The following is a 21,669-nucleotide window of genomic DNA, read 5'->3' on the forward strand; positions in this document are numbered from 1 at the left end:
GGGACGGGCGACGGCGCGGGGTCGGGCGGTCCCGGGTGAGGTGACCGCGGAGGTGGGATGGCCGGCAACGGCAGCAGGACCGGGAGCAGGACCGGGAGCGCGTCATCCTAAGTCCCCAACCAGCCGTCTGACCAGGGGTTTCCCGGGACGTATACGGCAATGTCAGTGGTGTGGTGTGCAATGGATCTCGTGCCCGCGCTGGAAGAACCACTGAAACAACCGCTCAAGTCAGTGCTCGGCCCCGCCACCGCGAAGGTGATGGCCGAGCATCTCGGCCTGCACTCCGTCGGCGACCTCCTGCACCACTACCCGCGCAGATACGAGGAGCGCGGCCAGCTCACCCACCTCGCCGACCTCCCCATGGACGAGCACGTCACCGTGGTCGCCCAGGTCGCCGACGCCCGTCTGCACACCTTCGCCTCCGCCAAGGCGCCCCGCGGCAAGGGCCAGCGCCTGGAGGTCACGATCACGGACGGCAGCGGCCGGATCCAGCTGGTCTTCTTCGGCAACGGCGTGCACAAGCCCCACAAGGAGCTCCTGCCGGGCACCCGCGCCCTCTTCGCGGGCAAGGTCTCCGTCTTCAACCGACGCCTGCAACTCGCGCACCCGGCATACGAGTTGCTGCGGGGCGAGTCCGAGGAGACGGTCGACACCTGGGCCGGCGCGCTCATCCCGCTCTACCCCGCCACCGCCAAGCTGGAGTCCTGGAAGATCGGCAAGGCGATCCAGACGGTGCTGCCCAGCGCCCAGGAAGCCGTCGACCCGCTCCCGGCCTCGCTGCGCGAGGGCCGTGGCCTGGTGTCCCTCCCGGAGGCCCTCCTCAAGATCCACCGCCCGCACACCAAGGCGGACGTCGAGGACGCCCGCGCCCGCCTCAAGTGGGACGAGGCCTTCGTCCTCCAGGTCGCCCTCGCCCGCCGCCGCCACGCCGACGCCCAACTGCCGGCGGTCCCGCGCAGACCGAAGCCGGACGGCCTCCTGACGGCCTTCGACGCCCGTCTGCCCTTCACCCTCACCGACGGCCAGCGGAAGGTCTCCCGGGAGATCTTCGACGACCTGGCCACCGACCATCCGATGCACCGGCTGCTCCAGGGAGAGGTCGGTTCCGGGAAGACGATGGTCGCCCTGCGCGCCATGCTCGCCGTGGTCGACGCCGGCGGTCAGGCGGCCATGCTCGCGCCCACCGAGGTGCTCGCCCAGCAGCACCACCGGTCGGTCGTCGAGATGATGGGCGAACTGGCCGAGGGCGGGATGCTCGGCGGTGCCGAGCAGGCCACCAAGGTGGTGCTGCTCACCGGGTCGATGGGGACCGCCGCCCGCCGGCAGGCGCTGCTCGACCTCGTCACCGGCGAGGCCGGGATCGTGATCGGCACGCACGCGCTGATCGAGGACAAGGTGCAGTTCCACGACCTCGGGCTGGTCGTGGTGGACGAACAGCACCGGTTCGGCGTCGAGCAGCGTGACGCCCTGCGCGGAAAGGGCAAGCAGCCGCCGCACCTGCTCGTCATGACGGCCACGCCCATCCCGCGGACGGTCGCCATGACGGTCTTCGGCGACCTGGAGACCTCCGTCCTCGACCAGCTCCCCGCCGGCCGGTCCCCGATCGCCAGCCATGTCGTCCCGGCCGCCGACAAGCCGCACTTCCTGGCGCGGGCCTGGGACCGGGTGCGCGAGGAGGCGGAGAACGGCCACCAGGCGTACGTCGTCTGCCCCCGGATCGGGGACGAGGAGGACGATCCCAAGAAGGCGGCCAAGAAGAAGTCCCCCGAGGACGAGGCCGAGAAGCGCCCGCCGCTCGCCGTCCTCGACGTCGCCGACCAGCTCGCCAAGGGGCCGCTCAGCGGCCTCGCGGTGGAGGTCCTGCACGGCCGGATGCACCCCGACGACAAGGACGCGGTGATGCGCCGCTTCGCCGCCGGCGAGACCGACGTCCTGGTCGCCACCACGGTCATCGAGGTCGGCGTCAACGTCCCGAACGCCACCGCGATGGTGATCATGGACGCCGACCGCTTCGGCGTCTCCCAGCTGCACCAGCTCCGCGGCCGGGTGGGCCGTGGCTCGGCCGCCGGTCTGTGCCTCCTGGTGACCGAGATGGCCGAGGCGAGCCCCGCCCGCCAGCGGCTCAACGCGGTGGCCGCCACCCTCGACGGCTTCGAGCTCTCCCGGATCGACCTCGAACAGCGCCGCGAGGGCGACGTCCTCGGCCAGGCCCAGTCGGGCACCCGCTCCTCGCTGCGGATGCTCGCCGTCATCGAGGACGAGGAGATCATCGCCGAGGCGCGGGAGGAGGCCACGGCGGTGGTCGCGGCCGATCCCGACCTGGAGCGCCTGCCGGGCCTGCGCACGGCCCTGGACGCCCTCCTGGACGAGGAGAGGGAGCAGTACCTGGACAAGGGCTAGTGCCGTGGCAGGCAACGTTCGCCCCGTCGCGACGCCCGGCACGCACTCTCGCCGTACCGGCCGAAAGCCCAAGTACATCCAGTACGAGGGCTTCCGGCCGGCACGCCGAGAGCACGCACCGGACGCCGCTCCTTGACGGGCAAACGTTGCCTGCCGCGGCACTAGAAGGCGCGGGCACTCAGGGGCGGGGCACAGGGCGGGCGCCCCGGACCCGCGGCCGTCCGCGCGAAGCGCCCCTCACCCCTGCCTGCCAGACTGGACCTGTCACCGCCCCTCGAACAAGGACCCCAGATGACCCGCGTGATCGCCGGCGCGGCCGGCGGACGTCGCCTGGCCGTTCCACCGGGAACCGGCACCCGCCCGACCTCCGACCGAGCACGTGAGGGTCTCTTCTCCACCTGGCAGTCCCTGCTCGGCGGCCCGCTGGACGGCGAACGCGTCCTCGACCTGTACGCGGGCTCCGGCGCCGTCGGCCTGGAGGCGCTGTCCCGCGGCGCCGGCCACACCCTGCTGGTCGAGGCCGACGCCCGCGCGGCCCGCACGATCCGGGAGAACGTGAAGGCCCTCGGCCTGCCGGGCGCCGAGGTGAGGGCGGGCAGAGCCGAGCAGATCGTCCGGACACAGCCGCCGGCGCACCCCTACGACCTCGCCTTTCTCGACCCGCCGTACGTTGTGTCGGACGACGATCTTCGGGAGATTCTGCTCACACTCCGTACGCAGGGGTGGCTCGCGGCCGAAGCCCTCGTCACCGTGGAGCGCAGCACCAGGGGCGGCGAATTCCGCTGGCCGCACGGCTTCGAAGCGATCCGGGCCCGTCGCTACGGCGAGGGAACGTTTTGGTACGGTCGCGCCGCCTCTACGTGCGAAGACGCACGATGACCGGACCGGAGAGCGAGGGATCTCAAGTGCGCCGCGCCGTCTGTCCCGGGTCGTTCGACCCGATCACCAACGGACACCTCGACATCATTTCCCGCGCCTCCCGTCTGTACGACGAGGTCTATGTCGCGGTCATGATCAACAAATCCAAACGGGGCCTGTTCGAGATCGACGAGCGGATCGACCTGATCCGCCAGGTCACCGCCGAGTACGAGAACGTCCGGGTGGAGGCCTTCCACGGCCTCCTGGTCGACTTCTGCAAGGAGCGCGACATCCCGGCCATCGTCAAGGGTCTGCGCGCGGTCAGCGACTTCGACTACGAGCTCCAGATGGCCCAGATGAACAACGGCCTCTCGGGCGTGGAGACCCTCTTCGTCCCCACCAACCCCACCTACAGCTTCCTCTCCTCCTCCCTGGTCAAGGAGGTCGCGACCTGGGGCGGGGACGTCTCCCACCTTGTGCCGCCGCTCGTCCTCGCGGCCCTCGCCGAGCGGCTCCGTCAGGGCTGAGCCGCTGAGGGCCCGTCACCCGGTGTCCCCCGGTCGCCCCATGGCCGTACAGTCTTCCCGTCCGTCTCCAACACAGCTGTAGAGAGTGGCGAGCACAGGTGGACGTGCAGAAGAAGCTCGACGAGATCGTGGCCGCGGTCTCCGGTGCCCGGTCGATGCCCATGTCGGCCTCGTGCGTGGTCAACCGCGCCGACCTGCTCGCGATGCTCGAGGACGTACGCGAGGCCCTGCCCGGATCCCTCGCGCAGGCCCGGGAAGTGATCGGCGACCGCGAGCAGATGGTCGAGCAGGCCCGCCAGGAGGCCGAGCGGATCATCGGGCAGGCGCACGCCGAACGCGGCTCCCTCATCTCCGACACGGAGATCGCCCGTCGGTCCCAGGCCGAGGCCGACCGCATCCTCGCCGAGGCCCGCCAGGAGGCCGAGGAGATCCGCGCGGAGGCCGACGACTACGTCGACTCCAAGCTCGCCAACTTCGAGGTCGTCCTCACCAAGACCCTCGGCTCGGTCGGCCGCGGCCGCGAGAAGCTCCTCGGTACCGGCCCCGGCGTCGACGAGCAGGGGTACGAGGACGCGGACGCACCCGAGCGCAGCCACGACCCCGAGACCCTGCGCCGCACCGCCGACGAGTACGTCGACGTCAAGCTCGGTGCCTTCGAGGCCGTCCTCGCCAAGACCCTGGAGGCCGTCGGCCGGGGCCGGCAGAAGCTGCACGGCCGCATCGCCAGCGACGACCTCAGCTCCCTCGCCGACGACACCCTGCAGCACTCCAGCGACGCCGACTACCTGGCCGACCTGGTCGCCCTGGCCGAGGCGGACACCCCGGCCGCCCCCGCCGACCAGGGCGTACCGCACCAGTACGGCCAGCAGGACCCGCAGCCGGCGTACGGCTACCAGCAGCAGGGTGCCGACCCCTACGCCGGCTACCAGCAGCAGTACGACGGCGGACAGGACGCCTACGGCTACCAGCAGCAGGCCGACCCGTACGCCTACCAGGGCTATGACGGCGGGCAGGGGGCCTACGACCCGCACCAGGCCCCGCAGCCGGTCCAGCAGGAGCACCAGGACCACCAGGACCACCGGAACCAGCAGGGATACGTCCCGCAGCAGGCGCACGCCCTCGACGAGACCAGCCTCTTCGACACCGGCATGATCAGCGCGGAGCAGCTGCGGGCCTATGAGCAGGGGCGCGGGAACGGCTGAACCGCCGCCCGGAGCGGAAGCGCGGGCCGGGAGCACACACCGGATTGGGCCGTGGGGGAAAGGTCCAGTATCCTGGCTCTTCGGTCGCGTGTACGTCCGCGATCAACGCTGCCCGGGAACACCGAAGGGCGGCGCCCCGAGTTCATAGATCGAAAGCAGGAATGGCCCTGAACGCCCGCCTCGACCACCGCAACCCCCTCGTGTTCGACACACACGAGCTGGGTCGGCGGCCTGGTGCGCTGCAGCGCCTGACCCGCACGATCGACGCCCCCAGGGATCTCGGGATCCAGGGGGTCATCGGAGTGCCGCAAGGCGCCCCGGTGGAGCTCGAACTCCGCCTCGAGTCGGTCATGGAAGGTGTGCTTGTCACAGGCACCGCCCGTGCGGTGGCCGAGGGGGAGTGCGTAAGGTGTCTGGAGCCGGTCGAGCTGGAGCTCGACACGGACTTCCAGGAGATGTTCTCGTACCCTGACGCCGACGACCGTGGCCGCCCCAAGGCGGAACCGGTCGACGACGCCGAGGAAGACGAGGACAGGCTCTTTCTCGAGGACGGCTTGTTCGACCTCGAACCCGTGCTGCGTGATGCGGTGGTGCTCGCACTGCCGATGCAGCCGGTGTGCCGGGAAGACTGCCCAGGACTGTGCGCCCAGTGCGGCGCACGCCTTGCGGACGACCCGGAACACCACCATGACGCCGTCGACATTCGTTGGGCGGCACTGCAGGGACTCGCCGGTTCACTCGGAGACGGCGAGAAGGACGAGATCAGCGGCGCCGAAGCTGGCGTCGACGAGAAGCAGGAGAAGTAGCCGTGGCTGTTCCGAAGCGGAAGATGTCGCGCAGCAACACGCGCCACCGCCGGTCGCAGTGGAAGGCTGCGGTCCCCACCCTGGTTGCGTGTGAGCGCTGCCACGAGCCCAAGCAGCAGCACATCGCGTGCCCGTCTTGCGGCACCTACAACAAGCGCCAGGTCCTCGAGGTCTGAGCGGCTGGTGAGAGGCACTGTGTCCACGCCCAAGAAGAACGCCGCCCGCGCCAGCGAGGGCGGCCCGGCGGACAACACGGCCTCGTCCCACACGCTGTTGGAAGGGCGGCTCGGGTACACACTCGAGTCCGCCCTTCTGGTGCGTGCGCTGACCCACCGCTCGTACGCATACGAGAACGGCGGTCTGCCGACCAACGAGCGTCTGGAGTTCCTCGGGGACTCCGTCCTCGGCCTCGTGGTCACGGACACGCTGTACCGCACCCACCCCGACCTGCCCGAAGGCCAGCTGGCCAAGTTGCGGGCCGCGGTGGTCAACTCGCGTGCGCTGGCGGAGGTCGGCCGCGGCCTCGAACTCGGCTCCTTCATCCGGCTCGGCCGCGGTGAAGAGGGCACGGGTGGCCGGGACAAGGCGTCCATCCTCGCCGACACCCTGGAAGCGGTGATCGGCGCGGTCTATCTCGACCAGGGGCTGGACTCGGCGGCGGAGCTCGTGCACCGTCTGTTCGACCCGTTGATCGAGAAGTCCTCCAACCTCGGAGCCGGCCTGGACTGGAAGACCAGTCTCCAGGAGCTCACCGCGACCGAAGGGCTCGGTGTTCCCGAGTACCTGGTCACGGAGACCGGCCCCGACCATGAGAAGACCTTCACTGCTGCCGCCCGCGTCGGAGGCGTCTCGTACGGCACCGGCACCGGCCGCAGCAAGAAGGAGGCGGAGCAGCAGGCCGCGGAATCCGCGTGGCGGTCCATCCGGGCCGCTGCGGACGAGCGCGCCGAGGCGGCGGTCGAGAAGGCCGCCGAGAAGGCTGCTGAGGAGGCCGTCGAGGCCCCCCAGGACGACGACGAGGGTCCGTCGTCCGTCTCCGCCTGACCGAACCAGCACATCCGAGCGCCCGTCCCCGCCGTGGGGCGGGCGCTCGGCTCATCTTTCCGTGACAGGCTCAGAGGTCCGTGACAGGGGAGCCCCATGCCCGAGTTGCCCGAGGTCGAGGTCGTCCGGCGCGGCCTGGAGCGGTGGGTCGCCCACCGCACGGTCGCCGAGGCCGAGGTCCTGCATCCGCGTGCCGTACGCCGTCATCCCGCCGGCGCCGACGACTTCACGCACCGGCTCAAGGGCCACCGCGTCGGCGTGCCCAGCCGCCGCGGCAAGTACCTGTGGCTGCCCCTGGAGGATACCGGCCAGGCGGTCCTGGCCCACCTCGGGATGAGTGGCCAGCTGCTCGTCCAGCCGCACGCGGCGCCCGACGAGAAGCACCTGCGCGTCCGGGTCCGGTTCGCGGACGAGGTCGACACCGAACTCCGTTTCGTGGACCAACGCACCTTCGGCGGACTGTCGTTGCACGGCACCGCCTCCGACGGCCTGCCCGACGTGATCGCGCACATCGCCCGCGACCCCCTCGACCCGCTCTTCGACGACGAGGCGTTCCACCAGGCGTTGCGCCGCAAGCGCACCACCGTCAAACGGGCCCTGCTGGACCAGTCGTTGATCAGCGGCGTCGGCAACATCTACGCCGACGAGGCGCTGTGGCGTGCCCGCATCCACTACGAACGCCCGACGGCCCACTTCACGCGTCCGCGCACCGCCGAACTCCTGGGCCACATCAGGGACGTGATGAACCAGGCCCTCGCGGTCGGCGGCACCAGCTTCGACAGCCTGTACGTCAACGTCAACGGGGAGTCGGGCTACTTCGACCGGTCCCTCGACGCGTACGGACGTGAGGGCCTGCCCTGCAACCGCTGCGCCACACCGATGCGCCGGCGCCCCTGGATGAACCGGTCCAGCTACTTCTGCCCGCGCTGTCAGCGCGCGCCGCGCGTCTCGTCGTAACGCCGTCGCGCCTCCAGCACGTCGTCCATCCGGCCCTGCACGAAGTGGATGAGGCTCAGCAGGCGCTGGGCGACCTCGCGGCCGAGGGGGGTGAGCTCGTAGTCCACGCGAGGCGGGTTCGTCGGCTGGGCCTCGCGGTGCACCAGACCGTCGCGCTCCAGCGCGTGCAGGGTCTGGGACAGCATCTTCTCGCTCACGCCGTCGACGCGGCGGCGCAGCTCGTTGAAGCGCAGCGAGCCCTCGTACAGGGCGCCCAGGGTGAGCGCGCCCCAGCGTCCGGTGACGTGCTCCAGCGTGCCCCGCGAGGGACAGGCTTTGGCGAACACGTCGTACGGAAGGTCCTGAGCCGCCGTGCGCTCCTCCAGGGTGTCCATACACCAAGGCTACTCGAACACAGCGCTAACCATCAGGCTGCACTAACTCGAAGTTAGTGCCGTGGTGGTCGCGACCGTCACCAGGAGGCCGTCCACCGGCGCGTGGCGGTGACGGCGCGCTCCGGTGGACGGGCAGGGCGGCCCGCGTGGTCATGCGGGCGGGCCACCCGTTCCGGCGCCGGGCCTAGTAGCCGAAGTCCTGCGTCCACCAAGGGCCGCCGGACCCGAGGTGCACGCCGACGCCCAGCGTCTTGAAGTCGCAGTTCAGGATGTTCGCCTTGTGGCCGGGACTGTCCATCCAGGCCTCCATCACCGCGGCGGCGTCGGCCTGGCCCCGGGCTATGTTCTCGCCGCCGAGGTTGGTGACCCCGGCCTGCGCCGCCCGGTCCCACGGTGTGGCGCCACTCGGGTCGGTGTGGTCGAAGAAGCCCTGCGCGGCCATCGCGTCGCTGAAGTCCTCGGCCAGCTCCGCCAGCGCGCTGTTCGCGGACACGGCGTCGCAGCCGACCTTCGCCCGCTCCTCGTTGACGAGCCTGAGCACCTCGGCCGCGGCCTGCGTCTCGGCGGACACGGTCACGGGGGCTTCGGCTTCGGCTGCCTCCTTCTCCGGCGCCTTGGTGGCGGCACGCGAGGGAGTCGTCTCCGGCTTCTTGCTGGGTGTGGCCTTCGGCTTCTTCGACGGTGTCTTGGTCGGCGCCGCCGACGACGTCGAGGGGGAGGGGGCGGGCGAGGCGGAGCGCTCGGCGTCGCGGCTGGTCGACGTGGAGCCTTCGCGGCTCTCGGCGCTGCCGGAGGTGCCGCCCTGCTCGGCGGGGCTGTTGGTCGGCGTGCCGGCGGCCTGTACGTTGCCGCCGCCACCGCCGCTGCTCTCGCCCCCGCCGATCCGGTAGTTGTCGAGGCCGGGCACGGCACCCGTGGCGACGGCGACCGTGCCGAGGGCGACCGCCGCGGAGACCCCGAGCAGACCCGACTTGACCGGCGTCGCGGTCCTCCTCCGACGACGGCGCGACCGTCCGCGCCGGCCCCCGTCGGGGGTGAAGCCGTCACCGCGCGCGGACCCGGTGTCGGGACCGAACACGGTGGCGTAGTCGGCTTCCGTCGCGAAGAGATAGGCGGCACTGCGTGCGGAGGTCTCGGCGTACCCCTCGGTGTTCAGATACGGGGCGGCGCCGTCCGTGGCCGGGCCGTCGGCGTACGACCCCTGGGGGCCGAGACCGTACGACCCCGGCACGTCGTGGTCGAAGCTGTACGAGTCCTGCGGATCACGGCTCCCCATGGAGGAGCCGCCCGTCGGTGTGATCCCCGTGGCGCGGCCCGTGGCGGCGCGGCCGGCGGCGGAGCGTCGGTGGCGTCCCATGTCCTTGCCTTCCTCGTCCTGGCGGTCGACGCGTCCCCCCGGTCAACCAAGCTCACAAAACTCACACGATGGAGTGAGTTTCGTATGAGATTCATTGGGTGGGGACGGTACCGCATGGCGCGAGGGGAGGAAGTGTCCGGAGAGACATTGCCCGGTTAGGTTGCACTCATGAGCGAGGATGTGCGACTGGTCGCCTGGGTGCGTGGACGCGTCCAAGGTGTGGGTTTCCGCTGGTTCACGCGGGCCAAGGCGCTGGAGATCGGCGGCCTGAGTGGTTTTGCTCTCAATCTGGCCGATGGCCGGGTCCAGGTGGTGGCGGAGGGCCCGCGTCCGGGATGCCAGGGGCTCCTGGACTGGCTCCAGAGTGACGACACGCCCGGGCGCGTGGACGGCGTCACCGAGATCTGGGACACACCTCGCGGGGGTTACGACGGCTTCGCCATCCGCTGACCCGATTCTGTGAATCCGTCCCGGCGGAAGCGGAGGGACATGCCACCGGCAGGTGCCCGGAGCAGAAAGTCCCTGGTGGTTGCCAAGAATCGCTTGCCGTGGCAGGCTCCGCGGGTAAGGATGATCGCCTCACCCTCAGCGCCCCGTGAGAGTCCCGGCGCCGCCGTTCCAGGCCGCGTGGACCCGGGTTGCCGCCAATACGGGGTGTGATCGTGTTGACCGTCAAACTTTTTGGTGAGACGCTGAAAGCACCCCGAGCACCTTCGCTGTTTGGCATGGATGAACGGCAGCACAACTCAACAGTGCCAAGCATCGCGGGTGCGAAATCCCTCACGACCCACACCGCTTCGGTCGGTCACTCAGTGTGGAGGACCATCCATCATGGCAAAGGCGCTTCTCGGTTACGTCGGCGGCTCCGACCCTCGACTCCTCGCCGAGATGCGACGGCTCCAGCAGCGAGTCCAGGACCTGGAATCCGAGCTTGTACGGATCCAGGCGGAGAACGACTCGCTCGCGGCTGCCGCTTCTCACGACAGGATCATGGAGAGCATCGACGCACACCAGGCGGAGCCTGCGCTCACCTGATCACTGCATCGCTCCACGACAGCTCACGCAGTGGTTGGGCAGCCCACATCAACCGCTAAGTTGTCAGAGTTGCAAGGGACGCTTCGGCGTCCCTTCTTTCTTTCCCCCGGCTTCTTTGCCCCCGCATCCTTTTACTCTCTTTAACGTCTGGTGTGCCCTGCACGTTCAGGGGTGAAACCGTGGGTTCATGGAGTGAGACATCGCCGGAAGGTAGAGTCCGGCGGCGTGCACCTCAAGGCCCTGACCCTCCGAGGGTTCAAATCGTTCGCCTCCGCGACCACTCTTCGGTTCGAACCGGGGATCACCTGTGTCGTCGGACCGAACGGTTCGGGCAAGTCCAACGTGGTGGACGCGCTCAGCTGGGTGATGGGCGAGCAGGGCGCGAAGTCGCTGCGTGGCGGCAAGATGGAGGACGTCATCTTCGCCGGCACCACCGGCCGCCCGCCGCTGGGCCGCGCCGAGGTGTCCCTGACCATCGACAACTCCGACGGGGCCCTGCCCATCGAGTACGCCGAGGTCACCATCACGCGGATCATGTTCCGCAACGGCGGCAGCGAGTACCAGATCAACGGTGACACCTGCCGTCTCCTCGACATCCAGGAACTCCTCTCCGACTCCGGCATCGGCCGCGAGATGCACGTCATCGTCGGCCAGGGCCAGCTCGACTCCGTCCTGCACGCCGACCCCATGGGCCGGCGCGCCTTCATCGAGGAGGCCGCGGGCGTCCTCAAGCACCGCAAGCGCAAGGAGAAGGCGCTCAAGAAGCTGGACGCGATGCGGGCCAACCTCGCGCGCGTGCAGGACCTGACCGACGAGCTGCGCCGGCAGCTCAAGCCGCTGGGCCGGCAGGCCGCGGTCGCGCGCCGGGCCGCCGTCATCCAGGCCGACCTGCGCGACGCCCGCCTCCGCCTCCTCGCCGACGATCTCGTCCGGCTGCGGGAGGCGCTGCGGGCCGAGGTCGCGGACGAGGCCGCCCTCAAGGAGCGCAAGGAAGCCGCCGAGCTGGAGCTGAGGAAGGCGCTCCAGCGCGAGGGACTCCTGGAGGACGAGGTGCGGCAGCTCACGCCCCGCCTCCAGCGGGCCCAGCAGACCTGGTACGAGCTCTCCCAGCTCGCCGAGCGGGTGCGCGGCACGATCTCGCTGGCCGACGCCCGGGTGAAGAGCGCCACCTCCGCGCCCCCCGAGGAACGGCGTGGGCGCGACCCCGAGGACATGGAGCGCGAGGCCGCCCGGATCCGGGAGCAGGAGGCCGAGCTCGAAGCGGCCCTGGAGGCGGCCGAGCGCGCCCTGGAGGACACGGTCGCCCACCGCGCCGACCTGGAACGCGAACTGGCCCACGAGGAACGGCGGCTGAAGGACGTCGCCCGCGCCATCGCGGACCGCCGTGAGGGCCTCGCCCGGCTGAACGGGCAGGTCAACGCGGCCCGCTCACGAGCGGCCTCCGCCCAGGCCGAGATCGACCGCCTGTCCGCCGCCCGGGACGAGGCCCAGGAGCGGGCCGTCACCGCGCAGGAGGAGTACGAGGCGCTGAAGGCCGAGGTCGACGGCCTCGACGCGGGCGACGCGGAACTCGGCGAGCGGCACGAGACGGCGAAGCGGCAACTGGCCGACGCGGAGGCCGCGCTCAGCGCGGCCCGGGAGGCGGTGACCGCGGCGGAGCGGAGACGGGCCGCGACCCAGGCCCGCCACGAGACCCTGGCACTGGGCCTGCGCCGCAAGGACGGTACGGGCGCGCTGCTCGCGGCGAAGGATCGTCTCAGCGGTCTGCTCGGCCCGGCCGCCGGGCTGCTGACCGTCACCCCGGGCCACGAGGTCGCCCTGGCCGCCGCCTTCGGTGCCGCCGCCGACGCCCTCGCGGTCACCACCCCGGCCGCCGCCGCCGACGCCATCCGGCTCCTGCGCAAGCAGGACGCGGGGCGGGCGGCACTGCTGCTGGCGGGAGCGCCGGAGGCCACGGACGCGCTGGCGGGAGCGCCGGAACAGGCCGGGGCGGGCAGCGTCCAGGACACGCGGTCGACGGACACCGGGGCCGACGGCGGCACCCCGTGGGCGGGGGCCGGGGCGACTCCCGGCGCCGTCGGCGATCTCGCGGTCGCCGGGTCCGCGGCGACCCCGGGGGGTGCCGCATCCGCCGTGGCCGGCGCCGTCTCGGAGCCGCGTCGCGACGGGCCTCCCTTCGCCGCCGACCTGGTCCGCGCCCCCTCCGACCTGATGCCCGCCGTACGACGGCTGCTGCGCGGGATCGTCGTCGTCAGCACTCTTGAGGACGCCGAGGACCTCGTCTACGCGCGGCCCGATCTCACCGCCGTCACCGCCGAGGGCGATCTGCTGGGCGCGCACTTCGCGCAGGGCGGGTCCGCCGGGGCGCCCAGCCTCCTCGAAGTGCAGGCCTCCGTGGACGAGGCGGCCGCCGAGCTGGAGGAACTGGCCGTGCGGTGCGAGGAGTTGGCCCAGGCGCAGCACGCGGCCGTCGAGCGGCGCACGGAGTGTGCGGCGCGGGTCGAGGAGCTGGGGGAGCGGCGCCGGGCCGCCGACCGGGAGAAGTCCGCGGTGGCCCAGCAGCTGGGGCGGCTGTCCGGACAGGCGCGGGGTGCCGCCGGGGAGGCCGAGCGGTCCGTCGCCGCCGCCGCGCGGGCACAGGACGCGCTCGACAAGGCCCTCCAGGACGTCGAGGAACTCGCGGAGCGGCTGGCCGTCGCCGAGGAGATGCCGGTCGAGGAGGAGCCCGACACCTCGGTACGGGACCGGCTCGCCGCCGACGGGGCCAACGCCCGGCAGACCGAGATGGAGGCCCGCCTCCAGGTCCGTACGCACGAGGAACGGGTCAAGGGGCTCGCCGGACGGGCCGACTCGCTCGACCGGGCCGCCCGCGCGGAACGCGAGGCACGCGCGCGTGCCGAGGAGCGGCGGGCACGGCTCAGGCACGAGGCGGCCGTCGCGGAGGCCGTCGCCCTGGGCGCCCGGCAGCTGCTCGCGCACGTCGAGGTCTCCCTCGCCCGGGCCGACGAGGAGCGCACCGCCGCCGACGCCGCCAAGGCCCGCCGTGAGCAGGAACTGGCCGCCGCCCGCACCGCAGGGCGCGATCTCAAGGCCGAACTCGACAAGTTGACGGATTCAGTGCACCGGGGCGAGGTACTCGGCGCCGAGAAACGGCTGCGGATCGAGCAGCTGGAGACCAGGGCGCTGGAGGAACTCGGTGTGGAACCGGAGGGGCTCGTGGCCGAGTACGGTCCGCACCAGCTGGTGCCGCCCTCGCCCCCCGCCGACGGCGAGGAACTGCCGGAGGATCCGGAGCACCCGCGCAACCAGCCCAAGCAGTTCCACCGGGCCGAGCAGGAGAGGCGGCTGAAGGCCGCCGAGCGGGCGTACCAGCAGCTCGGCAAGGTGAATCCGCTGGCCCTGGAGGAGTTCGCGGCGCTGGAGGAACGCCACCAGTTCCTCAGCGAGCAGCTGGAGGACCTGAAGAAGACCCGCGCCGACCTGCTCCAGGTGGTCAAGGAGGTCGACGAGCGCGTCGAGCAGGTCTTCGCCGAGGCCTACCGGGACACGGCCCGTGAGTTCGAGGGCGTGTTCAGCCGGCTGTTCCCGGGCGGCGACGGACGGCTCGTGCTGACCGACCCCGACAACATGCTCACCACGGGCGTGGACGTCGAGGCCCGGCCGCCGGGCAAGAAGGTCAAGCGGCTGTCCCTGCTGTCGGGCGGTGAGCGCTCGCTGACCGCCGTGGCGCTCCTGGTGTCGATCTTCAAGGCGCGGCCCAGCCCGTTCTACGTCATGGACGAGGTCGAGGCGGCGCTCGACGACACCAACCTCCAGCGGCTGATCCGGATCATGCAGGAGCTCCAGGAGGCCTCGCAGCTGATCGTGATCACGCACCAGAAGCGGACGATGGAGGTCGCCGACGCGTTGTACGGCGTCTCCATGCAAGGCGACGGTGTGTCGAAGGTCATTTCGCAGCGACTGCGCTGACCTCCTCCAATTCTTCAAGACTTGAACGCAACACTGCCACGTTCGGGGGTATAGGTCACAGGTGCCGCCTCTTGACTTCGAAAGTTGAAGTCTTAGTCTCGGCAATGTCGCTTTTACCTTCAGGTACCACCTACCTCGAAGGGCCGATCCCCCGCCGGCAGCGTTGCCGGTGGCCCGAGGAGTACACGTGACCAGCACAGCGCAGGCACCCAAGTCAGGAGCCGCTTCGGCTCACCCCGATCATCTCGGGCACGTCATATTCATCGCGGCGGCGGCCGCGATGGGCGGTTTCCTCTTCGGCTACGACAGCTCCGTGATCAACGGCGCCGTCGAAGCCATCCGCGACCGTTACGACGTCGGATCGGCGGCCCTGGCGCAGGTCATCGCCATCGCCCTGATCGGCTGCGCCATCGGCGCGGCGACCGCCGGCCGCATCGCCGACCGCATCGGCCGGATCCGCTGCATGCAGATCGCCGCCGTCCTCTTCACCGTCAGCGCCGTCGGCTCGGCGCTTCCCTTCGCGCTGTACGACCTGGCCTTCTGGCGCGTGGTCGGCGGCTTCGCCATCGGCATGGCCTCCGTGATCGGCCCCGCCTACATCGCCGAGGTCGCCCCGCCGGCCTACCGCGGCCGGCTCGGCTCCTTCCAGCAGGCCGCGATCGTCGTCGGCATCGCCATCTCCCAGCTGGTCAACTGGGGCCTGCTGAACGCCGCCGGCGGCGACCAGCGCGGCGAGCTCATGGGTCTGGAGGCCTGGCAGGTCATGCTGGGCGTCATGGTGATCCCGGCCGTCCTCTACGGTCTGCTCTCCTTCGCGATCCCCGAGTCCCCCCGCTTCCTGATCTCCGTGGGCAAGCACGAGCGGGCCCGCGAGATCCTCGAAGAGGTCGAGGGCAAGGAGATCGACCTGGACGCACGCGTCGCCGAGATCGAGCACGCGATGAGGAGCGAGCACAAGTCCACCTTCAAGGACCTGCTCGGCGGCTCCTTCTTCTTCAAGCCGATCGTGTGGATCGGCATCGGCCTGTCGGTCTTCCAGCAGTTCGTCGGCATCAACGTGGCGTTCTACTACTCCTCGACGCTGTGGCAGTCGGTCGGCGTCGACCCGACGGACTCGTTCTTCTACTCCTTCACGACGTCGATCATCAACATCGTCGGCACCGTGATCGCCATGATCTTCGTGGACCGCGTCGGCCGCCGGCCGCTGGCCCTCATCGGTTCGGTCGGCATGGTGATCGGCCTCGCGCTGGAGGCCTGGGCGTTCTCCTTCGACCTGGTCGACGGCAAGCTGCCGGCCACCCAGGGCTGGATCGCCCTGATCGCCGCCCACGTGTTCGTCCTCTTCTTCGCCCTGTCCTGGGGTGTGGTGGTCTGGGTCTTCCTCGGCGAGATGTTCCCGAACCGGCTCCGCGCCGCCGCCCTGGGTGTGGCCGCCGCCGCGCAGTGGATCGCCAACTGGGCCATCACCGCGAGCTTCCCGTCGCTGGCCGACTGGAACCTCTCCGCGACCTACGTGATCTACACGGCCTTCGCCGCGCTCTCCATCCCGTTCGTCCTCAAGTACGTCAAGGAGACGAAGGGCAAGTCCCTGGAGGAGATGGGCTGAGCCTCATCCCGAGGCACCCCGCGACTCGGGGAGAAGGGCCAGGTCCCCGCCGCCCCTCTCCTCGTACCTCCGCCGCCCCCGGCTCGGCCACTGCCCGAGCCGGGGGCGGCGGTCCTGGTGGGCCGCTCCGGATGACGACGCCGTCGGCCCGCCGGGCGCCCGGCATCCCGATGTCCCGCGGCGGCACCGGCACCCCGGCGTCTCCCCGGGGCGTCAGCCCGCCAGCTCCGGCAGCACCCGCTCCGCGAACAGCCGCAGACCGCGCCACCCCTCCTCCACCGGCATCCCGCCCGCCAGCGGGTGCAGGACCAGGTTGTCCAGGCCCAGCTCCAAGCACTCGGCGGGCGTGACGATCCGGTACACGCCCTCCTCGCGCAGCTCGTCCACCGTGGTGGCCGCCGACCGTACCGCCGAGCGGATGTCGCCGGACTGCCAGGAGGCGTACGTCCGCGCCTCGTGCAGGAAGCAGGAACCGTAACGGCGCCACGCCTCGTCCGGGTCCTCGGCGAGGTGCAGCAGAGGGGTCTCGGCGGCCGGCATCATCGTCCAGCCCTCCGTGCCGTACTCGACGAGCCGCTCCTTGTAGTACGCCTCCAGCTCCGGCAGATGCGCGCTCGGGAAGAACGGCAGGCCGAGCCGGGCGGCCCGGCGGGCGGCGGCCTTCGAGGAGCCGCCGACCAGCAGCAGGGGGTGCGGGTCGGAGCAGGGACGCGGGGTGACCCGTACCGTACGGCCCCGGTATGTGAACTCCTCGCCGGTCCAGGCCTTCAGGAGCGTCTCCAGGACCTCGTCCTGGATCCTGCCGCGCCGCTGCCACTCCACGTCGAACAGCGCGTACTCCTCGGGCCGGTACCCGATGCCGGCGACCGTGATCAGCCGCCCGCCGCTCAGCAGGTCCAGGACGGCGATGTCCTCGGCCAGGCGCAGCGGGTCGTGCAGCGGGCCGATCACCGCCGAGACCGTCACGGAGATCCGGCGTGTGGCCCCGAACACCGCGCCCGCGAAGGCGAACGGCGAGGGCAGCCAGTTGTTGTCCACACCGTGGTGCTCCTCGGTCTGGACGGTGGTGATCCCGTGCTCGTCGGCGTACGCGGCCATCGCCAGCGCGGCCCGGTAGCGGGCGCTCAGCGAGGCGGGCGTGGCACCGGGCTCGACCAGGTTGAAACGGACGACCGTGACGGGCATGGGAGCCCCCTTCGCCGGGTGGGTGGGGTGCCGGTGCCGGAGCAGATTAGCTGACGGTGCGTCAGGTAACCAGGGGTACGGCGTGCCCCCGTTCGCCGGGCGCCGGCGACGGACCCGGCGGGGAGAGGTCACGCATACTGGACGGGTTATGGAAATCGTCATCCTTGCTGTAGTCATCGCCGTGGTCGTGCTCGGTGCGCTCGGCGGGCTCATCGTGGGCAGCCGGCGCCGGAAGCCGCTGCCCCCGCCGCCCCCCGCCGCGCCCGACATCACCGCCCCTCCGGCCGAGCCGCACGTCGGCGACGAGGCCGAGACGCCGCGCGACGAACCGCGCCGGACCATTGAGGAGGTGGATCTCCCGGACGGCTCGGCCCCGGTCGTCGTCGAGGAGCCCCCTGCCGTACCAGCCCCCGAGATCGAGATCCCCGAGCCGACGGCCGGGCGTCTCGTCCGCCTCCGTGCCCGGCTCTCCCGGTCGCAGAACGCGCTCGGCAAGGGGCTGCTCACCCTGCTGGCGCGCGAGCACCTCGACGAGGACACCTGGGAGGAGATCGAGGAGATCCTCCTCACCGCCGACGTCGGCGTGCTGCCCACCCAGGAACTGGTCGAGGGGCTGCGCGAGCGGGTGCGGGTGCTCGGCACCCGCACCCCCGAGGAACTGCGCGCCCTGTTGCGCGAGGAACTGCTCAAGCTGGTCGGCGCCGACCTCGACCGGACGGTCCGGACCGAGCCGGAGACCGGCAAACCCGGCATCGTGATGGTCGTCGGCGTCAACGGCACCGGCAAGACCACCACCACCGGCAAGCTCGCACGCGTCCTCGTGGCCGACGGGCGCAGTGTCGTCCTCGGTGCCGCCGACACCTTCCGGGCCGCCGCCGCCGACCAGCTGCAGACCTGGGGTGAGCGAGTCGGCGCGCACACCGTGCGCGGGCCCGAGGGCGGTGACCCGGCCTCCGTCGCGTTCGACGCGGTGAAGGAGGGCAAGGAGATGGGCGCGGACGTCGTGCTCATCGACACCGCGGGGCGGTTGCACACCAAGACCGGCCTGATGGACGAGCTGGGCAAGGTGAAGCGGGTCGTCGAGAAGCACGCGCCGCTCGACGAGGTGCTGCTCGTCCTCGACGCGACCACCGGACAGAACGGCCTGGTCCAGGCCCGGGTGTTCGCCGAGGTCGTCGACATCACCGGCATCGTGCTGACCAAGCTGGACGGCACGGCCAAGGGCGGCATCGTGGTCGCCGTCCAGCGGGAGCTGGGTGTGCCGGTCAAGCTGGTCGGTCTCGGCGAGGGCGCGGACGACCTGGCGCCGTTCGAGCCGGAGGCGTTCGTCGACGCCCTGATCGGCGAGTGACGTACTTACCGCGTCCGGCAGCCGCGAGAAGCGCCCGTCCCGAAGGTGGTGGGGACGGGCGCTTCGTCGCGGAGGGGTGGTACATGGCGACCGCTTCGTCGTGTCAGCCCGTTGGGAGGGGTGCTTGGTCACGTCGGGCTGTGGCCGTAACCGTGGCTGTGGCTGTGGCTGCGACCAGGCTCCGCGCGGGATCGGGAGCAGGGCTCCGCGCGGGACCGCGACTACGACTCCGCGCGGGACCGGTGGGCCACGTACGCCAGCGTCCCCAGCAGCAGTCCGGCCGCCGGCGGCTTGGTCGCCGTGTCCAGGGCCGGCGGGCGCAGCCAGCGCACCGGGCCCAGGCCGCCGCGGTCGGAGGGCGGGGCCGTGATGTGGGTGCCGCGGCCGAGGCCGCGCAGGTCCAGGGAGGTCGGGTCGTCCCAGCCCATGCGGTAGAGCAGCTGGGGGAGCTCGGCGGCGGCGCCGGGGGAGACGAGGAAGTGGGCGCGGCCCTGAGGGGTCGCGGCCACCGGGCCGAGGGGCAGGCCCATGCGCTCCAGCCGGACCAGGGCGCGGCGCCCGGCGGGCTCGGCCACCTCGATCACGTCGAACGCCCGGCCGACCGGCAGCATCACCGCGGCACCGGGGAACTCCGACCAGGCCCGGGTCACCTCGTCGAGCGTGGCCCCGGCCGGGACCTGCGGCGCGAAGTCGAGGGGGTGGGCGCCGGGGGCGGCGCAGTCGGCGCGCCCGCACGAGCAGGCACCTGCCGCGGCCCGCGCGCCCGGGACGACGTCCCAGCCCCAGAGCCCGGTGAACTCGGCGACGGCGGTGCACTCCGACGAGCGGCCGCGCCGACGTGAACCGGAGCGGATCTCCCGGATACCGCCGATCGTGAAGCCCATACCCCCTCCAACGGGTCCGACCTGCCGTAGTTACGCGACGAACGCGTACCGCGACGCTCCGTGGTCGCGTGCGGGCACTTTCGGCGCTCGGGGGCGCTCCAGGTGGTGCGCCGGACAGTGCGCGCCCCCAAGTGCATCGCTTCGTCCATTCCCGGTCGCCCTCTGTCAAGTGAATCGTGGGGAGGTCACCGATAGTTCATTCGAAGGGGTGGCGAATGGTGGCGTTTCCGGGACCGCCGTGGCTGGACGCGTGATCGTGGGATTACGTTGAGTGCACGAGCCCTGGGGGCACATGCGCTCGTGGGTATGCCGGAGGCAACTCGGCTCCCCGTTCGAAGGATGACAACCGCCGGACGGGAGGCTCTATTTACCGGCATTCTGATAAGGCTTGGCGCACTCAGTGACAAGTGGTCTCAGGGATGGGGGCGTTCCAGTGAGCGGCAACGGCGGTAGCGGGACGAACGCGGCGAGCGCAGCGCACGCGGACAGGCGCCCCAACGAGCTGCTCACCTCCTGGTTCGTGCGCAGCGGCTGGTCCAAGGGTGAGCTGGCGCGTCAAGTCAACCGCCGGGCCCGCCAGTTGGGTGCCAACCACATCTCCACCGACACCTCGCGGGTCCGCCGCTGGCTGGACGGCGAGAACCCCCGCGAACCCATTCCCAGGATCCTGTCCGAGCTGTTCTCCGAGCGGTTCGGCTGTGTCGTCTCCGTCGAGGATCTCGGGCTGCGCACCGCCCGCCAGTCGCCCTCCGCGACCGGCGTCGACCTGCCCTGGACGGGCCCGCAGACCGTGGCCCTGCTCAGCGAGTTCTCGCGCAGCGACCTGATGCTGGCGCGGCGCGGCTTCCTCGGATCCTCGCTCGTCCTCTCCGCGGGCCCGTCCCTCATCGAACCCATGCAGCGCTGGCTGGTGCCCGCGCCGCCGGCCCCGCGCCGCGAGCCCGAGCCGGCGGCCTCCTCGGCCCGCCGCGGCCGGCTGTCCAGGCCTGAGCTGGACCTCCTGGAGTCGACCACGATGATGTTCCGCCAGTGGGACGCCCAGTGCGGCGGCGGCCTGCGGCGCAAGGCGGTCGTCGGCCAGCTGCACGAGGTGACCGACCTCCTCCAGGAACCCCAGCCCGAGGCCACCACCAAGAAGCTGTTCAAGGTCGCCGCCGAGCTGGCGGAGCTGGCGGGCTGGATGTCGTACGACGTCGGCCTTCAGCCCACCGCGCAGAAGTACTTCGTGCTCGCCCTGCACGCGGCCAAGGAGGCGGGCGACAAGCCGCTCGGCTCGTACATCCTCTCCAGCATGAGCCGCCAGATGATCCACCTCGCGCGGCCCGAGGACGCCCTCGAACTGATCCACCTCGCGCAGTACGGCAGCCGGGACTGCGCCGGCCCGCGCACCCAGTCCATGCTGTATGCGATGGAGGCCCGCGCCTACGCCAACATGGGGCAGCCGGGGAAGTGCAAGAGGGCGGTCCGGATGGCCGAGGACACCTTCGCCGACGCCGACGAGTGGGACGAGCCGGACCCCGACTGGATCCGCTTCTTCTCGGAGGCCGAGCTGTACGGGGAGAACTCCCACTCCTACCGCGACCTCGCCTACGTGGCCGGCCGCAGCCCCACGTACGCCTCCCTCGCCGAGCCCCTGATGCAGCGTGCCGTGGAGCTCTTCGCGGACGACGACGAGCACCAGCGGTCGTACGCACTGAACCTCATCGGCATGGCGACCGTGCATCTGCTCCAGCGGGAGCCCGAGCAGAGCGCCGTGCTGGCCACACGGGCGATGCACATCGCCAAGAAGGTCCGCTCCGAACGCGTCAACACTCGTATCCGAAAGACGGTCGACACGGCCGTACGCGATTTCGGTGATCTCGCCGAGGTCGTGGACCTCACCGACCAGCTCGCCATCGAGCTGCCCGAGACCGCCGAGGCGGTCTGACGGCGCGGCCCGGTCCCAAACCCCGGCCGCGGCCGGCCTTCCCGAACTGCCCGACTCGGCTCCCCCGTGCCAGGTCACCGGAAGGCCGACCGCGGCCGGCCCGCTTCCCCCCGCCGAAGGTTGCGCCACGATAACGATCGACTCGGCCGATATCCGCCAGTTCATCTACGCGTAACACGCGGGGCGC

18 protein-coding genes are annotated in these 21,669 nt (G+C 71.2%); 14 read left to right on the forward strand and 4 right to left on the reverse strand.

Features of this window, described 5'->3' with window-relative positions; translation table 11 throughout:
• Window positions 1-180 precede the first annotated feature (180 nt).
• The 8 genes from recG (at window position 181) to mutM (ending at window position 7,794) form a co-directional block, all read left to right on the forward strand.
• On the forward strand, window positions 181-2,400 hold the full coding sequence (gene recG / locus QQS16_RS28835) for an ATP-dependent DNA helicase RecG (RefSeq protein WP_286064935.1): 2,220 nt from the start codon (window positions 181-183) through the stop codon (window positions 2,398-2,400).
• A 261-nt stretch (window positions 2,401-2,661) separates the two neighbouring features.
• Window positions 2,662-3,279 (forward strand): 16S rRNA (guanine(966)-N(2))-methyltransferase RsmD, encoded by a 618-nt coding sequence (gene rsmD / locus QQS16_RS28840; RefSeq protein WP_286066489.1) that lies wholly within the window; start codon window positions 2,662-2,664, stop codon window positions 3,277-3,279.
• Window positions 3,280-3,305: 26 nt separating this feature from the next.
• Entirely contained in the window at window positions 3,306-3,785 is a 480-nt protein-coding gene (gene coaD / locus QQS16_RS28845) for a pantetheine-phosphate adenylyltransferase (RefSeq protein ID WP_286064936.1), read from the forward strand.
• A 98-nt stretch (window positions 3,786-3,883) separates the two neighbouring features.
• Complete coding sequence (locus QQS16_RS28850) at window positions 3,884-4,987, forward strand: F0F1 ATP synthase subunit B (protein WP_286064937.1); 1,104 nt, start codon at window positions 3,884-3,886, stop codon at window positions 4,985-4,987.
• Window positions 4,988-5,148: 161 nt separating this feature from the next.
• Window positions 5,149-5,793 carry a YceD family protein gene (locus tag QQS16_RS28855; protein ID WP_286064938.1) on the forward strand — a complete coding sequence of 215 codons (645 nt, stop codon included), beginning with the start codon at window positions 5,149-5,151 and terminating at the stop codon, window positions 5,791-5,793.
• A gap of 2 nt (window positions 5,794-5,795) precedes the next feature.
• Complete coding sequence (gene rpmF, locus QQS16_RS28860; RefSeq protein ID WP_003951102.1) at window positions 5,796-5,969, forward strand: 50S ribosomal protein L32; 174 nt, start codon at window positions 5,796-5,798, stop codon at window positions 5,967-5,969.
• A 7-nt stretch (window positions 5,970-5,976) separates the two neighbouring features.
• Entirely contained in the window at window positions 5,977-6,837 is an 861-nt protein-coding gene (gene rnc, locus QQS16_RS28865; RefSeq protein ID WP_286064957.1) for a ribonuclease III, read from the forward strand.
• Between the two features lie 96 nt (window positions 6,838-6,933).
• Complete coding sequence (mutM, locus tag QQS16_RS28870; RefSeq protein ID WP_286064959.1) at window positions 6,934-7,794, forward strand: bifunctional DNA-formamidopyrimidine glycosylase/DNA-(apurinic or apyrimidinic site) lyase; 861 nt, start codon at window positions 6,934-6,936, stop codon at window positions 7,792-7,794.
• On the opposite strand, the gene QQS16_RS28875 is transcribed toward mutM, so the two are convergent.
• Both QQS16_RS28875 and QQS16_RS28880 read right to left on the reverse strand, forming a co-directional pair.
• Entirely contained in the window at window positions 7,767-8,168 is a 402-nt protein-coding gene (locus QQS16_RS28875) for a winged helix-turn-helix transcriptional regulator (protein ID WP_286064960.1), read from the reverse strand. The genes mutM and QQS16_RS28875 overlap by 28 nt on opposite strands.
• 184 nt (window positions 8,169-8,352) lie before the next feature.
• The gene (locus QQS16_RS28880; RefSeq protein WP_286064962.1) at window positions 8,353-9,525 is read right to left on the reverse strand and encodes a CAP domain-containing protein; all 1,173 of its coding nucleotides are present in this window, start codon (window positions 9,523-9,525) and stop codon (window positions 8,353-8,355) included.
• Window positions 9,526-9,693: 168 nt separating this feature from the next.
• Between QQS16_RS28880 and QQS16_RS28885 the strand changes: the two genes are divergently transcribed.
• From QQS16_RS28885 to QQS16_RS28900, 4 genes are all read left to right on the forward strand, one after another.
• Entirely contained in the window at window positions 9,694-9,975 is a 282-nt protein-coding gene (locus QQS16_RS28885) for an acylphosphatase (RefSeq protein ID WP_286064964.1), read from the forward strand.
• Window positions 9,976-10,356: 381 nt separating this feature from the next.
• On the forward strand, window positions 10,357-10,560 hold the full coding sequence (locus QQS16_RS28890) for a hypothetical protein (protein ID WP_030667279.1): 204 nt from the start codon (window positions 10,357-10,359) through the stop codon (window positions 10,558-10,560).
• A 225-nt stretch (window positions 10,561-10,785) separates the two neighbouring features.
• Window positions 10,786-14,529, forward strand: a complete 3,744-nt coding sequence (locus QQS16_RS28895) for an SMC hinge domain-related protein (RefSeq protein WP_286064965.1) — start codon at window positions 10,786-10,788, stop codon at window positions 14,527-14,529.
• Between the two features lie 187 nt (window positions 14,530-14,716).
• Window positions 14,717-16,135, forward strand: coding sequence for a sugar porter family MFS transporter (locus tag QQS16_RS28900; protein ID WP_286064967.1), 1,419 nt, complete (start codon window positions 14,717-14,719; stop codon window positions 16,133-16,135).
• A gap of 213 nt (window positions 16,136-16,348) precedes the next feature.
• Here QQS16_RS28900 and QQS16_RS28905 read toward each other — a convergent pair whose 3' ends face one another.
• Window positions 16,349-17,320: an LLM class flavin-dependent oxidoreductase gene (locus QQS16_RS28905; protein WP_286064968.1), complete on the reverse strand. Its 972-nt coding sequence runs from the start codon at window positions 17,318-17,320 to the stop codon at window positions 16,349-16,351.
• A gap of 148 nt (window positions 17,321-17,468) precedes the next feature.
• On the opposite strand from QQS16_RS28905, the gene ftsY reads away from it, so the two are divergent.
• Window positions 17,469-18,671, forward strand: coding sequence for a signal recognition particle-docking protein FtsY (gene ftsY / locus QQS16_RS28910; RefSeq protein WP_286064969.1), 1,203 nt, complete (start codon window positions 17,469-17,471; stop codon window positions 18,669-18,671).
• 221 nt (window positions 18,672-18,892) lie between these two features.
• Here the strand turns inward: ftsY and QQS16_RS28915 are convergent, their stop codons facing one another.
• The gene (locus QQS16_RS28915) at window positions 18,893-19,555 is read right to left on the reverse strand and encodes a bifunctional DNA primase/polymerase (RefSeq protein ID WP_286064970.1); all 663 of its coding nucleotides are present in this window, start codon (window positions 19,553-19,555) and stop codon (window positions 18,893-18,895) included.
• A gap of 433 nt (window positions 19,556-19,988) precedes the next feature.
• Here QQS16_RS28915 and nsdA point away from each other — a divergent pair, with 433 nt between their 5' ends.
• On the forward strand, window positions 19,989-21,482 hold the full coding sequence (gene nsdA / locus QQS16_RS28920; RefSeq protein ID WP_286064971.1) for a transcriptional repressor NsdA: 1,494 nt from the start codon (window positions 19,989-19,991) through the stop codon (window positions 21,480-21,482).
• The last annotated feature ends 187 nt before the right edge of the window (window positions 21,483-21,669 follow it).

Source organism: Streptomyces sp. ALI-76-A, assembly GCF_030287445.1.
Lineage (GTDB): Bacteria > Actinomycetota > Actinomycetes > Streptomycetales > Streptomycetaceae > Streptomyces.

What these genes read in the sequence shown, in the direction of transcription:
- recG (WP_286064935.1), top strand. Translation starts at nt 181, where the DNA reads ATGGATCTCGTGCCCGCGCTGGAAGAACCACTGAAACAACCGCTCAAG.
- QQS16_RS28855 (WP_286064938.1), top strand. Translation starts at nt 5,149, where the DNA reads ATGGCCCTGAACGCCCGCCTCGACCACCGCAACCCCCTCGTGTTCGAC.
- mutM (WP_286064959.1), top strand. Translation starts at nt 6,934, where the DNA reads ATGCCCGAGTTGCCCGAGGTCGAGGTCGTCCGGCGCGGCCTGGAGCGG.
- QQS16_RS28875 (WP_286064960.1), bottom strand. Translation starts at nt 8,168, where the DNA reads ATGGACACCCTGGAGGAGCGCACGGCGGCTCAGGACCTTCCGTACGAC.
- QQS16_RS28880 (WP_286064962.1), bottom strand. Translation starts at nt 9,525, where the DNA reads ATGGGACGCCACCGACGCTCCGCCGCCGGCCGCGCCGCCACGGGCCGC.
- QQS16_RS28885 (WP_286064964.1), top strand. Translation starts at nt 9,694, where the DNA reads ATGAGCGAGGATGTGCGACTGGTCGCCTGGGTGCGTGGACGCGTCCAA.
- QQS16_RS28890 (WP_030667279.1), top strand. Translation starts at nt 10,357, where the DNA reads ATGGCAAAGGCGCTTCTCGGTTACGTCGGCGGCTCCGACCCTCGACTC.
- QQS16_RS28905 (WP_286064968.1), bottom strand. Translation starts at nt 17,320, where the DNA reads ATGCCCGTCACGGTCGTCCGTTTCAACCTGGTCGAGCCCGGTGCCACG.
- ftsY (WP_286064969.1), top strand. Translation starts at nt 17,469, where the DNA reads ATGGAAATCGTCATCCTTGCTGTAGTCATCGCCGTGGTCGTGCTCGGT.
- QQS16_RS28915 (WP_286064970.1), bottom strand. Translation starts at nt 19,555, where the DNA reads ATGGGCTTCACGATCGGCGGTATCCGGGAGATCCGCTCCGGTTCACGT.